This is a genomic window from Flavobacterium facile, assembly GCF_036321945.1.
GTDB classification, from domain to species: Bacteria; Bacteroidota; Bacteroidia; order Flavobacteriales; family Flavobacteriaceae; genus Flavobacterium; species Flavobacterium facile.
In genome coordinates, this window is record NZ_JAZAYT010000031.1 from 258,137 (window position 1) to 272,098 (window position 13,962).

The 13,962-nt window shown below is 30.6% G+C and carries 13 protein-coding genes; 7 read left to right on the plus strand and 6 right to left on the minus strand.

All coding sequences use genetic code 11. The features are described 5' to 3' along the window. The first annotated feature begins 49 nt into the window (after positions 1–49). Complete coding sequence (locus tag UEQ13_RS07700; RefSeq protein WP_329805764.1) at positions 50–427, plus strand: RidA family protein; 378 nt, start codon at positions 50–52, stop codon at positions 425–427. 67 nt (positions 428–494) lie between these two features. On the opposite strand, the gene UEQ13_RS07705 is transcribed toward UEQ13_RS07700, so the two are convergent. The 3 genes from UEQ13_RS07705 to alaS form a co-directional block, all read right to left on the minus strand. Then, positions 495–1,247, minus strand: coding sequence for a hypothetical protein (locus UEQ13_RS07705; protein WP_329805765.1), 753 nt, complete (start codon positions 1,245–1,247; stop codon positions 495–497). A 123-nt stretch (positions 1,248–1,370) separates the two neighbouring features. Further along, complete coding sequence (locus UEQ13_RS07710) at positions 1,371–1,823, minus strand: lipocalin-like domain-containing protein (protein ID WP_329805766.1); 453 nt, start codon at positions 1,821–1,823, stop codon at positions 1,371–1,373. Positions 1,824–1,827: 4 nt separating this feature from the next. Beyond that, the gene (alaS, locus tag UEQ13_RS07715) at positions 1,828–4,545 is read right to left on the minus strand and encodes an alanine--tRNA ligase (protein ID WP_329805767.1); all 2,718 of its coding nucleotides are present in this window, start codon (positions 4,543–4,545) and stop codon (positions 1,828–1,830) included. 184 nt (positions 4,546–4,729) lie between these two features. On the opposite strand from alaS, the gene UEQ13_RS07720 reads away from it, so the two are divergent. The 6 genes from UEQ13_RS07720 (at position 4,730) to UEQ13_RS07745 (ending at position 8,281) form a co-directional block, all read left to right on the plus strand. Continuing rightward, positions 4,730–5,707 carry a M23 family metallopeptidase gene (locus tag UEQ13_RS07720; protein ID WP_329805769.1) on the plus strand — a complete coding sequence of 326 codons (978 nt, stop codon included), beginning with the start codon at positions 4,730–4,732 and terminating at the stop codon, positions 5,705–5,707. A 74-nt stretch (positions 5,708–5,781) separates the two neighbouring features. Continuing rightward, complete coding sequence (locus UEQ13_RS07725) at positions 5,782–6,111, plus strand: MerR family transcriptional regulator (protein WP_329805770.1); 330 nt, start codon at positions 5,782–5,784, stop codon at positions 6,109–6,111. A gap of 77 nt (positions 6,112–6,188) precedes the next feature. Then, on the plus strand, positions 6,189–6,800 hold the full coding sequence (locus UEQ13_RS07730) for a LemA family protein (RefSeq protein ID WP_329805771.1): 612 nt from the start codon (positions 6,189–6,191) through the stop codon (positions 6,798–6,800). Further along, positions 6,800–7,240 (plus strand): TPM domain-containing protein, encoded by a 441-nt coding sequence (locus UEQ13_RS07735; RefSeq protein WP_329805772.1) that lies wholly within the window; start codon positions 6,800–6,802, stop codon positions 7,238–7,240. The genes UEQ13_RS07730 and UEQ13_RS07735 overlap by 1 nt, the downstream gene beginning before the upstream one ends. A 1-nt stretch (position 7,241) precedes the next feature. After that, positions 7,242–8,021, plus strand: coding sequence for a TPM domain-containing protein (locus tag UEQ13_RS07740; RefSeq protein WP_329805773.1), 780 nt, complete (start codon positions 7,242–7,244; stop codon positions 8,019–8,021). Positions 8,022–8,071: 50 nt separating this feature from the next. Further along, positions 8,072–8,281: a hypothetical protein gene (locus tag UEQ13_RS07745; protein WP_329805774.1), complete on the plus strand. Its 210-nt coding sequence runs from the start codon at positions 8,072–8,074 to the stop codon at positions 8,279–8,281. A 46-nt stretch (positions 8,282–8,327) separates the two neighbouring features. Here UEQ13_RS07745 and UEQ13_RS07750 read toward each other — a convergent pair whose 3' ends face one another. The 3 genes from UEQ13_RS07750 to der form a co-directional block, all read right to left on the minus strand. Beyond that, positions 8,328–11,084, minus strand: coding sequence for an outer membrane beta-barrel protein (locus UEQ13_RS07750; RefSeq protein WP_329805775.1), 2,757 nt, complete (start codon positions 11,082–11,084; stop codon positions 8,328–8,330). A gap of 113 nt (positions 11,085–11,197) precedes the next feature. After that, positions 11,198–12,382, minus strand: coding sequence for a hypothetical protein (locus tag UEQ13_RS07755; protein ID WP_329805776.1), 1,185 nt, complete (start codon positions 12,380–12,382; stop codon positions 11,198–11,200). A 116-nt stretch (positions 12,383–12,498) separates the two neighbouring features. After that, a complete protein-coding gene (gene der / locus UEQ13_RS07760; protein WP_166126922.1) occupies positions 12,499–13,809 on the minus strand; it encodes a ribosome biogenesis GTPase Der in 1,311 nt (436 codons plus the stop codon). Positions 13,810–13,962 lie beyond the last annotated feature (153 nt).

Genomic DNA, 13,962 nt, shown 5'->3' on the forward strand with positions numbered 1-13,962 from the left:
TATAATTTTAAAAATTTCTTCAATCTGTGTTTAAAAAAAGTATTTATTTATGTTTAAAAAAGAATATTTACATCCCAACGAAGGCTTTTCACAAGTCGTACTTATAGAAACCGAACAAACTAAAACCTTACATATTTCAGGGCAAATTGGTGAAGGAGATGATTTAGAATCTCAAACTATTGCTACATTTAAAAACTTAGAAACACTTTTAAAAGAATGCAATTCTAGCTTTCAAGATGTAGTAAAAATGAATACCTATATCGTAAATTTCAATCCGGAAGTAGATTTACCGATTTTTAGAAAAGTCCGAAAAGCGTTTTTAGGTTCTGAAAACTATCCAGCAAGTACTTTAGTTGGAGTTAGTATTTTAGGAAATAGAAATTGGTTAATTGAGATAGAAGCCACTGCGGTGATTGATAAAAAGTAATTCAAATAAAAAAACCCTCCAAGAGTTTGGAACTCTTGGAGGGTTTGATATATAAACAGAGAAAATTTTAGTAAAAATATTGTACTTTTCCAACAACTACATCGCTAGAATTTAATTCTCTTTCTTCAGTAGGATAACCAACTGCATTATAATCAAACTGATAAACACGAACTGTAGGTGTGCCACTATTATAAGTTCTAGTTACTTTAGTTTTATTGTTAATAGATGCTTGTTCATCATCTAACAATTTATCAAAACCTAAAATATTTTTCCTAGGATTGTTTTTAGCATCATATTCGTAAACAGCAACCATTAGACCGTCTTCTTCCTTTACTAAATTCCCGTTCAAAAACGTATATTTTCCAGAGCCGCTAAGTGTTTCTACATTTGCAGCATTTACATTATATTTTAAAAAATCAACCGTACCATTTGTATTATGAGTAAAAACATATTTATTTTTATACGTAGTAGTCGCACTATATTCGGTAGAAATTAGTGTTTTTAACTTATTATTTTCATATGTATAAATAGTATTACCTTCGATATTATTTCCTGAAGAAAAATCTTCAACCTTAGTAATAAAATCTCCAGTATAGGTAAAAACCGATTTATCTTCTCCGGTTATTATTTGAACCAGCTTATTACCATTGTACGTAATAAGAGAGGTAGAAACTTGTCCAGTAGAATTAGTTTCAATAATTTTAGTTGGTAACACGTAGGAAACAACTGGAGATGTTAGTACTTCTGAAACAACATCATCTTTAGAACAAGATGATAATACTAGTGTAAAAACACTAAATAAGGCAATAATTTTTTTCATTTTATTTTTTAATTAAATTCACGCAAAGAAAAAAGAAAAAAACAGTTAAAACAAACAAATAACCGACAAAAAGAATCCCTCCAAGAGTTTGGAACTCTTGGAGGGATAAATAATACATTAATATTAATTAAGAGAAACGGCAACAACTTGACCACTTGGATCGTTATAAGTTTGTTTTAGAACTAATTCTTCAGAAGTTAAACTTAGAATTTCATAAACATAAGAGTGAGGAATTGGCGCTCCTGGTAAATTGTTTACTGTCAGAATATTTCCAGATAAACTCCAAAGTCCCGTTTCAATTCCGGTATTTGCACATGAAGAATCAAATCCCACAAAATCAATTTCTCCATTTTGACGAAAGTCTTGATAATCTCTGTTTGTTAGACAATCATGAGTATAATTCTCAAAAACGCCACCATTTATAGTTCCGCCTTTCATATACCATTTGCCTGAAATAGCTGAATTATTTATTTCTAATTGATTTGTAGTAGGAATAACTAAATCATCATCTTCATCTGTACAACTTACAAACAAAAAGAAAACGAAAAGAATTGGTAAGATACATTTTACTTTCATAACCTTATTTTATGAATGAAACCGCATTTTCTAAAACTGCAGCAATTCCATTAGCTTTTTTACCTTTTCCTGAGGCGAAAAACGGTTGTCCACCACCATTTCCGTCGATTAGTTTTCCTAATTCACGGATTACGTTTCCAGCGTTTAAACCTTTATCTGCAACCAATTCTTTAGCAATATAACAGTGGATATTTGGTAAACCGTCTTCAATTGAAGCTAAAACTACAAATGAATTTGGTTTCGAAGTTCCAATCGCTTGCGTTAAATCTTTTGTTGAACTCATTGATAAATCAACTTGTTTTACTAAGAAATTGATTCCGTTTATGTCTTGAAATTCAGAAACTAAACTCGCCGATAATCCGTCGATTTTTTCTTTTACTAATTGCTCCAACTGTTTTTTCAACTTCGCATTATCATCTTGTAAAGCAACAACAGATTTTAAAATATCTTGTGGGTTTTTTAATGTTTCCTTAATTTCAGCCAACGTATTTTCTTGATTCGTGTAGAAATCTTTTACTGCATCACCAGTAATTGCTTCAATTCTTCTGATTCCAGCTGCAACTGCTCCTTCCGAAACAATTTTAAACTGCCAAATATCAGCTGTATTGTTCACGTGAATTCCTCCACATAATTCCATGCTTTCCCCAAACTTAATCGCACGAACATTGTCTCCGTATTTCTCACCAAATAAAGCCATCGCACCTTCGTCTAAAGCTTGTTGGATGGGAATACTTCTTCTTTCAATTAATGGCAATTGTGCTGCAATTCTTGTATTTACAAAAGCTTCTACTTGACGTAATTCTTCATCAGTAACTTTAGAAAAATGAGAGAAATCGAAACGTAAATAAGTTGGATTTACTAACGAACCTTTTTGTTCTACATGCGTTCCTAAAATCGTTCTTAAAGCCAAATGCATTAAGTGTGTTGCCGAGTGATTTTTAGAAGAAGCACTTCTTAAATCTGTATTTACTTTTGCTGTGAAAACCGCATTTACATTTTCTGGTAATTGTTTGGCGAAATGTAAAATTAAGTTGTTTTCTTTTTTTGTATCGATAATGTCAATCGTTTCATTTGCTGAAACTAAAGTTCCCTTATCTCCTACTTGTCCACCACCTTCTGGATAAAAAGGCGTATTATCTAAAACGATTTGGTATAAAATTCCGTCTTTTTTAGAATCTACTTTACGGATTCTTGTAATTTTTGCATCGTTTTGCGTTTGATCATATCCTACGAATGTTTCTACATTTCCTGGAATTAAAACCGACCAATCTTCTGTTGAAACCTGAGATGCTGCACGAGAACGATCTTTTTGCTTTTGCATACAAACATTAAATCCTTCTTCGTCTAAACCAATTCCCTTTTCTCTAAGAATTAATGCAGTTAAATCTAAAGGAAACCCAAAAGTATCGTACAATTCGAAAGCTTTTTCTCCATTTAAAATTAATAATTCTTCAAAATTTTCATGTTCAGGATTTAACTCTTTTATAACTGGCATCAAAACTTCGTTACCAGTTATTTGTAAAATTTCTTCATCCAATAATCTTAATCCTTGTTCTAAAGTTCTTAAAAATGACTTTTCTTCTTCTCGAATTACTATTGTGACTAATTGCTCTTGATTTTTGATTTCTGGAAAAAATTCTCCCATTTGATTAGCTAAAACTTCTACTAATTTATAGATAAAAGGTTCTGAAGTATTTAAAAATGAATAGCCATAACGAATAGCTCTTCTTAAAATCCTACGAATTACATAACCTGCTCCACCACTTGATGGAACTTGTCCGTCAGCAATAGCGAAAGCCACCGCACGAACGTGATCTACAATTACACGAATGGCAATATTTATTTTTTCTTGATTTTCATCCTGAACGGACAAGTCGCGACTTGTCCCTACTGAATTTGGTGTGTATTTTAATCCTGTAATTTCTTCTACTTTCTCGATAAGCGGCGTGAAAACATCTGTATCGTAATTGGATGTTACGTTTTGCATCGCCATACACAAACGCTCAAATCCCATTCCGGTATCTACGTGTTGTGCTGGTAATTTTTCTAAAGAACCATCTGCTTTACGATTGAATTCCATGAAAACATTATTCCAAATTTCCACTACTTGAGGATGATCTGCGTTTACTAAACTTCTTCCAGAAACTGCTGCTCTTTCTTCATCAGTTCTTAAATCGATATGAATTTCCGAACATGGACCACAAGGACCTTGATCGCCCATTTCCCAGAAATTGTCTTTTTTATTTCCTAAAATAATTCGGTCTTCTGGTACAAATTGTTTCCAAATATCCCAAGCTTCTTGATCAAAAGGCACATTATCTTCTGTACTTCCCTCAAAAACAGAAACATATAAACGGTCTTTATCTAATTTTAAAACATCAGTTAGAAATTCCCAAGCCCAAGGCAACGCCTCTTTTTTGAAATAATCACCAAATGACCAGTTTCCTAACATTTCAAACATCGTGTGGTGATAGGTATCAAAACCTACATCTTCCAAATCGTTATGTTTTCCAGAAACACGTAAACATTTTTGTGTATCTGTAAGTCGAGGACTTTTTGGCGTTCCATTTCCTAAGAAAAACTCTTTAAATTGAGCCATTCCCGAGTTATTAAACATCAGGGTTGGATCATCTTTTAAAACAATTGGCGCAGAAGGAACAATTGTATGTCCTTTGCTTTCAAAAAATTGTAAATACGCTTTTCTTATGTCTTGTGATTTCATTTTTATGATATTGAATCGAATAATTTAGTTCATTGAAAATTTTAAAAAAAATGTTTCGAAATGTGAAACAAATTTTAAGTTCTTTCGTATAATAAGTGTTACTTTGTGATAACGAGCACAAAAATAGTAAATTTTAATGAAATCGTTAACAACAAAAAGTTTCTAAAAGGCAACTTTTTCAAATATGAAGAGAGTAAAATTTTATTACGACGCGGAGAAATTAGCATTTAAACAAATTGTGACTAAAAACAGCACTAAAATCGGCTATGCGATGTTGTTTTTATTAGCAAGTGCGTTGTTTGGTTTTTTATGTTTTTTTATATTAAGTAACACCAGTTTTTTTGAAACGCCAAAATCGAAATTACAAGCGCGTGAATTAGAAACCATGAAGTTGAATTACAATTTATTAAATCGGAAAATAGCTTTAATGGAGGAAGGTTTGTCGGCTATTGAAGAACGTGATAATAATTTGTATCGTGTATATTTTAATAGTGCAGCCATTTCAAACGAAGAACGCAGAGCTGGATTAGGTGGCGTAAATAGATATAAAGATTTAGAAGATTTTAATAATAGCGATTTGATAATTAATTCGTCTAAAAAAGTGGATGAAATCATGAAAGCGTTAGCGATTCAATCCGTTTCTTTGGATGAAGTTACGAAATTAGCCAAGCAAAAAGCGGTTTTATTAAAAGCGATTCCAGCGATTCAACCTGTAAAAAATGAAGAATTAAAACATATGGCTTCTGGATTTGGATATCGAAGTGATCCTTTTACGAAAATAAGAAAATTTCATAAAGGCATGGATTTTTCTGCTAAAACAGGAACACCAATTTACGCTACAGGAGATGGAGTTGTAAGAAAAGCAGATGGAAGTTTGTCGGGTTATGGCAATCATATAGAAATTAGTCATGGTTACGGATATTTAACTTTGTATGCGCATTTAAGTAAATATAAAGTAAAAGCCGGACAGAAAGTCAAACGTGGTGATATTATTGGATATGTAGGAAGTACAGGCCGAAGTGAAGCACCACATTTACATTATGAAGTACATAAAAATGGTGAAGTGGTAAATCCTTTAAATTTTTATTATGGCAGTATCTCTGCTAAAGAATATGTTTTAATTAGTAAATTAGCGAATCAAGAAAATCAATCTCTTGATTAAAATAGTGTTTCAAGTTTCAAGTTAACAAACCAACCTGAAACTTGAAACCTGAAACTAAAATAACAAAAAATATAATGCAAGTAAACTTACCAGAAAAAAGATATTATGGCATTGGCGAATTAGCGAAAGCATTTGATGTGAACGCGTCGTTAATCCGTTTTTGGGATAAAGAATTTGACGAAATTAACCCTAAAAAAAATGCTAAAGGCGACAGAATGTTTCGTCCAGATGATGTGAAAGTGTTACAAATGATTTACCATTTAGTAAAAGAACGTGGTTTCACTTTGGAAGGTGCAAAAATTCATTTGAAAGAAGGAAAAAAGAAAACCTTAGACAATTATGAAATCATCAGTAAATTAGAAGGAATAAAAAATCAATTATTAGAAATGAAAAAAGGACTTTGATTTAGTTTTCAGTCGCAGTTTTCAGTAAAAAAAGAAAAAAAATAACAACTAAATAAATTAACTTAAACAATAAAATTATGAGAAAATTTTTGCCATTTATTATCATTGGAGCCATTCTATTAATTGGATATAGCTACTTTAAAGGAATTAACAACACAGCGGTAACCTTAGACCAAAATGTTAAAGAATCTTGGGGAAATGTAGAAACCTCTTACCAAAGAAGAAATGACTTAATAGGAAACTTAGTAAAAACAGTACAAGGTGCAGCAGAATACGAAAAAGGGACTTTAACAGCCGTAATTGAAGCACGTGCAAAAGCAACTTCAGTAACAATTGACCCAAGTAATGTGACTCCAGAACAATTGGCACAATTTCAACAAGCACAAGGCGGAATGACCAGTGCACTATCAAGATTATTAGTAACTGTAGAGCAATATCCTAGTTTAAAAGCAAATGAGAATTTCTTAAAACTTCAAGATGAATTAGCAAGTACAGAAAATCAAATTTTAACAGCTCGTACTCGTTTTAATGAAGCTGTTAAACCATATAATACGCACGTAACTATTTTCCCAAACAGTTTGTTTGCAGGGTGGTTTGGATTTAAAGAAAAAGCTTTTTTCAAATCAGATGCTGGCGCAGAAAAAGCACCAAATGTAGAATTTGATTTCGACAAAAAAGAAACAAAATAATGAGTAAAACCGAAGAATTTTTAACCAAAGCGGAAGAACAAGAAATTGTTGACGCTATTGTTGTTGCCGAAAAAAACACTTCGGGGGAAATTCGTGTGCATATTGAAGAAAGCAATACTAAACCTCCTGTTGAAAGAGCACAGGAGGTTTTTCATCTTCTCAAAATGGATGAAACCGAACAGAAAAACGGGGTGCTTTTTTATATCTGTATGCAAACCAAAAGTTTTGCTATTATTGGCGACAAAGGCATCAACGACTTAGTAGCACCTAATTTTTGGAATTCTACCAAAGACCACGTAATTGAAAAATTCAAAGAAGGTAAATATAAAGACGGATTAGTAAACGGAATTATTGAAGCAGGAGAACAACTTAAAAAGTATTTTCCTTATAATAATGAAGATGATATCAATGAATTGTCTAATGAAATTTCAAGAGGATAATATGAAAAAAATAGTAGTTTTATTCGTTTTCCTTTTTGGAATAATTGCTCAAGCTCAATATCAAATTCCTGAAAAACCTAGTCTACAAACCTCTGTTTATGATTATGCTAAACTTTTATCTGATTCGGAAAAATCGCAATTAGAAGAAAAGTTAGTTAGATATTCAGACACTACCTCTACTCAAATTGTTGTGATTACAATTGACGATTTAAAAGGGGAAGACGTTGGTGTTTTAGCTACTAATTGGGCCCAAACTTGGGGAATTGGTCAAGCTAAAGAAGACAATGGTGTTATCATTTTAGTTTCTAAAAATGATAGAGAAATTTCCATCAGACCAGGTTATGGCGTGGAAGACAGATTAGTCGCTGGTATTTGTGGACAAATTATCAGAAACGATATTACGCCAGAATTTAAAGCCGGAAGTTATTATAACGGATTAAATAAAGGTGCCGAATCTATTTTCAAAGTACTTACTGGGAAATATAAAGGGGAACGTAAACAAGATAAAAAAGAAGGAAGCATTTTACCAATATTATTAGTTATTGGATTTGTTATTATATTTCTAATTTTAGTTTCTAAAAACAAAGGTAACAACGGAGGCAATTCAGGTGGATTTGGTGGTCCAGATTTAATGGACATCATTATTTTAAGTAGCATGGGTCGTGGCGGCGGCGGAAGTTTTGGCGGCGGTTCATCATCTGGTGGTGGATTTGGCGGTGGCTTCGGTGGCGGATTTGGCGGCGGCGGATTTTCTGGTGGTGGCGCTAGCGGAAGCTGGTAAAATCAGTGTTCAGTTTGCAGTTTTTAGTACGCAGTTAAATACAATAAAAAATGGAAGATATTTTTAGAACAAAAAATGAATTTTATGTTTTGACTTTTATTTTAATCATCACGTTTATTTTCATTGTTTTATTAGGTCGAAAAACATTTTTAAGATTAAAAAAACTAGATAAAAATGAGTTAAAAAAAGAAATGGATAGTTCTCTAGACAAATCATCAACAGCCATTTTTATAAAAAATATATTAGAATTATTTAGTTAATTGTAATAAACAAAAAACCCGATAAGCACTTATCGGGTTTTTTGTTTTACATCATAAATCTTTTACTTTCCTTTTTTTCCTTACTATCAAACATATGGATTTTGTAGGTTAAAGAAAACATAACGTATCGTTTCAAAACAATATTTTCTTCATCTGTTATGGAAGTTTCAGAAACGGTTCTTTTATTACTTTGGTTCTGATTTAAAATATCGTATACTTTTACTTTTGCTAAAAACTTATTATTGTAAAATGAATACGCTAAACTCGTGTTCCATAAATAAAAATCTTTTTTGAAACCTGCTCCTAAATTGGAATTGTAATTGTATCCAAAATCGTTACCAAAAGTCCAATTTTTTGGCCAATAACTGGTGATTTGCAAATTCATTCTGTGCGAATAAAATGAAGTTTTATCAATCGTATAATTCGTATATGAAACAAATTCTTTTCCGAAATTATAAGATGGTGCTATCGTAATTTTATCTGTAATTTCGTAATTAAATCTAACACTTGGCGTGAATGAATATGACGTACTTGTAAATAATTCTCCATTAACAAATCCTTTATCATAACCAAAATTATTAGAAATTTTGAATTCATATCTATAATTAACCTTTTCTTTCTTAATAGATTTATTCCAATATAAACTAAACCAAGAATTATTATTTCCATTCATATCTACATAAGTCGTAGTTTTCTTTCGATTAGCATCATAAATAGTTTTAGATGTAACTTGGTTTTCGTAATAATTAATTCCTGAATTAAATCCATAACCAGAACGAGTGGCTATATCAAAATTTCGGTATGTAAAATTAATAGAGTGATTTTTATTTACATTCAAATCAGGATTACCCACAATTGTATTTAATGAGTTAGATATATTTTGAATTTGTAATAATTGATTGGCAGATGGCGGGCTATAATTTAAATTATAGTTGAACCTTAAACTTTTTGATTTACTAAAATTATAACTTCCATGAACATTTGCATCAGGTAATATAAAATTCTTATCTAAAAGAGTAGCTAAACCTAAATAATCTGAAGTATTCACATTATGAATAGACATAGCTCCTAACTCTACACGAAAGTTGTATTTTTTTTTATTTATATTAATTCCAGCATAGGTATATAATTCCGAAGTTTTTGCCTTTATAGCACTTGACAACAAATCATTTCTATCCGTGAACGAATTTGTACTAGTATTAAAATCAAATGTTTCTCCTATATTACTATTGAATTTATAATCATAACTAGTTCCTAATTTCACAATCAATGAATCCGTAATAGGTTCTGCATATTCAAAATTCAACCTATAATTTTCCGTTTTATTTTTTCGATTAGAAGTTTGATTCCTGATATCGGATGGTTCTGAGATTTGATAAAAATTAGTTGTCGAATTTACTTTAACATCAGTATCATTAGAATTATTCTTATTGTCCAAAACTATCGATATATTTCTGCCTTTTCTTTTAAACGACTTAGTAAAAGTGGTTGTACTTTCGAATGTTTTACTTAAAGATTCTGAAATATTATCTGAAGCAAAATCATTTAACAAATTAGTACCTTCAAATGAACTACTTTTGGTTGAACTATAGCTTGTTCTTTTAATATAATTCATTTTAGGTTCAAACACAATTGACATAGTAGAATCTATTTTAATATCGGCCATAAAACTAAAATTATCAGATTTAGAATCTGTTTTACTAGTTGCTTCAGAATTGGTTATAAAAGTTCCATTAGGCAAAAATGTAGTAGCATTGGTTTTATTTTTATTTCTGTTACTTGATTCAGAATGAGAAAAACTACTTGAAAAATCAACCTTTTTGAGATAATTATCCGAGTAATTTACGCCCACTAAATTAGACTCTGTAATCCCAAATTTGGAACCAGAATTTTGTCCATTAAGTACTCTACTACCATTTCTTCCTCCACCCATATTATCAAAAACTTCATCCATTGAAAACCCAACCGAATTGATATTATTCGCAGAAGCCAAAACACTTACTTTGGTTTTGTTTTTAAAATAATTTAGAATCCCACTAGATTCATAACGTTCATCTGAGCCATAACCTACTAAGGCTTTTCCAAAGAATCCTTTGTTCTTTTTTTCATCAATAGTTAAATTGATACTTGCATTATTAGAAGACGCAATATCACCTGTTTTCTCTTCTTTTCTTGTTTTAGTATCTGTTACTTGAACTTTATCAATTATTGAAGATGGTAAGTTTTGTAAAGCGACTTTTCCATCTTTATCAAAAAATGGTTTTCCGTTGACTAAAATTTGGTTGACTTCTTTTCCATTGACTGTAATTTTTCCGTCTGCATCAATTTCTATACCTGGCAATTGTTTTAATAATGTTTCCACATTGGCATCTGGTCTAAGTTTGAAAGATGCTGCATTAAATTCTAGCGTATCTTTTTTTATTCGAATTGGAGGAATATCACTTTTTATTAAAACCGTTTCAATTTCAGTATCTTGCTTATATAGTTCGATTACACCAAAATCAACATTATTACTAATAGTTTCAAAAGTTTTTGTAAATGTTTCTAATTCTGGAAAAGATACTTTTAAGGATACGGAAGTATTTTGCGGTGCAACTTTAAATTCAAAAGCGCCTTGTTTGTTTGAAATAGTATATTCTAAAACTGCTGAATCTTTTTCTCTAGTTAGATAAATTGTTGCGGATTCAATTGGCGTGTTGTTCGTTTTATTGTTTAGTTTTCCTTTAAATACAAATTGATTTTGTGAAAATGAAAATAGTGTACTAAAAAATAAAAAGACAAGAATTAAGGTTTGTTTTTTCATAGATGAAATAAAAAATGGCTTTAATAAAAACCAAAACGTATTTTTGTAAAAATTATTGTACAAAAGTACGGTTTTAAACAAAAAACCCAATAATCACTTATCGGGTTTTTTGTTTATTTCTTTGAATTAAATACATTATATTTTATAGAAATCACATTACGTTTCATATATCCATTACTCCCACCATAACTACGCAACCCTAATTCAAATTTCTTATATCTAAATCCTAGTTCTAAAAAAGCCACTCCAGGCAATTCTATATGACTATCATATTCTATATTCTTCTTAACAACTTTACTTTTAGAATTACCTATAGTAACGAAGGTTGGTAAACTAACATAAACTTTAAAATTAGTTTTATTTATTGGATACATTCTAATATTTAAAGGAATAGAAAGTGTACTAGATTTTAATTCACCAGTAAAACTAGTTACTATCCCATTATTATCAAAAGCATTATAAGAATAAACACTTTTCACACTTGCAAAAGTCGGTGAAACTACAAAAGAAAAAAAGTACTTATATAAAGGTAATACATATTCAAATTCTGCTCCTACACCAAATACTATTTTATTTTCAGTTTCAAAATCAACATTTTTATCAATAAATTTAATAAAATTATTTTCTAATGTTCCTTTTATTTGTAAATAGCCATAATCCTTTTGTTTTTTTATTTGTTTTACACCTGAAACACATTCATTTGTTTTACTAAAATATGCAATAATTTTGTCTTCTTTATAATCTAATTTTGCAATTTCATTTTTTAAGAGAATATTTTTTTCGCAAAAAACATTTTTATATAACTCAACCTTATATTCTTCATTTAATAATACTTTATTCTCATCAGTATATCCTTTAACCAATAAAGGTAAAATGACGTTTGAATTGGCTTTCGAATAAAAAAATTGATTGACATCACTATCTGATAAATAATATAGTTTAAATTCTCCATCAACTAATTGTTCAATGAATTTAGTTTTTTCATGTAATTTAAATTCTTTAAAAGAATCTAAAAAATCAGCTCTCTTGGAATGTTTAGAAACACTGAATGTTCTTTTAACATATTTGACTTTGTCAATAATATCTACTGAAACAACTTCTAAACCTGTTAAAGTAATTGATTGAGATTTTTCAGTTTCTTTAAATTGAAATTCTTGCGGGGTTTTTCTATTCTCACTATATCTAACAAATCCATTCATCTCTGTAGAATCAGATTTTATTATTTTTGCAGGAAAGTAATTCTCCTGAGAATATCCAAATATTGAAATTAAAGATAAAAACAGTAAAAATTTATTCATTTTTTTATTATTTATTTGTGGTTTACAAATGTAATAATTTTCTGAAATAAATTTTATTAATAACAAGAAAATAGATTAAAAAAAACCCGATAATCACTTATCGGGTTTTTTATTATTTATTTCTCTCTGATGTAAATATCAATTGGCACACCACTAAAATTATAGTTTTCACGCAATTTATTTTCAAGAAAACGTTTGTATGGATCTTTTACATATTGTGGTAAGTTAGCGAAAAACACAAACTGTGGCACCGGAGTTGGTAATTGCATGCAATATTTAATTTTCACATACTTCCCTTTTAACGCTGGTGGCGGTTGGTTTTCAATAATTGGCAACATTAAATCGTTGAATTTAGATGTTGAAATTTTTTGTTTTCTATTTTCAAAAACTTCTACAGCAGTTTCTAAACCTTTTAATAAACGTTGTTTTTCTGTTGCTGATACGAAAAGAATTGGCACATCTGTAAACGGTTGGATTTGCTCACGAATTTTACGTTCGTAATCTCTTGCTGTCATGGTTTCTTTTTCAACTAAATCCCATTTGTTCACTAGAATTACAATTCCTTTTCTGTTTTTTTCAGCTAACCAAAAAATACTTTGATCTTGTCCTTCGAAACCACGAGTGGCATCAATAACTAAGATACAAACATCGGAATGCTCAATCGCACGAACCGAACGCATTACAGAATAAAATTCTAAATCTTCTTTTACTTTCGCTTTTCTTCTAATTCCGGCAGTATCTACTAAATTAAATTCGAAACCAAAACGGTTATATGTGGTATCAATTGCATCACGAGTTGTTCCTGCAATATCTGTAACTACAAATCTATCTTCACCAATTAAAGCATTAATAATTGACGATTTTCCAGCGTTAGGACGACCAACAACTGCAAAACGTGGTAATGGATTTTCATCCTCCACTGCTTCTGGCAATTCTGGTAAAACTTCCACTAATTTATCTAATAATTCACCTGTTCCACTTCCATTCATGGCACCAATAGTAAAATATTCGCCCAATCCTAAATTGTAAAACTCTAACGCATCTGTCATACGTTTTGAATTATCTACTTTGTTAACAGCTAATATAACTGGCTTAGTAACTTTACGAAGTAATTTAGCAACTTCATCATCCATTGGCGTAATACCTTCTTCAACATCTACCATAAAAATGATAGCATCGCATTCGTCAATCGCTAATTCAACTTGTTTTCTAATTTCACCTTCAAAAATATCGTCAGAACCTTTAATGTATCCACCTGTATCAATTACAGAAAATTCTTTTCCATTCCACTCACTTTTTCCATAATTCCTATCACGTGTAACACCACTCACAGAGTCCACAATGGCATCTCTACGTTGGATTAAACGATTAAAAAGTGTAGATTTCCCTACATTTGGTCTTCCTACTATGGCTACAATATTATTCATTCTTCTTATATTTTGTGCAAAAGTACGTTTTTTTATTTTAGAAGCAGACATTTTGAATTTCAAAACACTTGCTGTCCCGCTTTCCAGGCTACACGGTAGCTTCTTCCAATCGGGGCTAAAACAGAACTGCTTTTTTCAAAACAATTTTTCTAT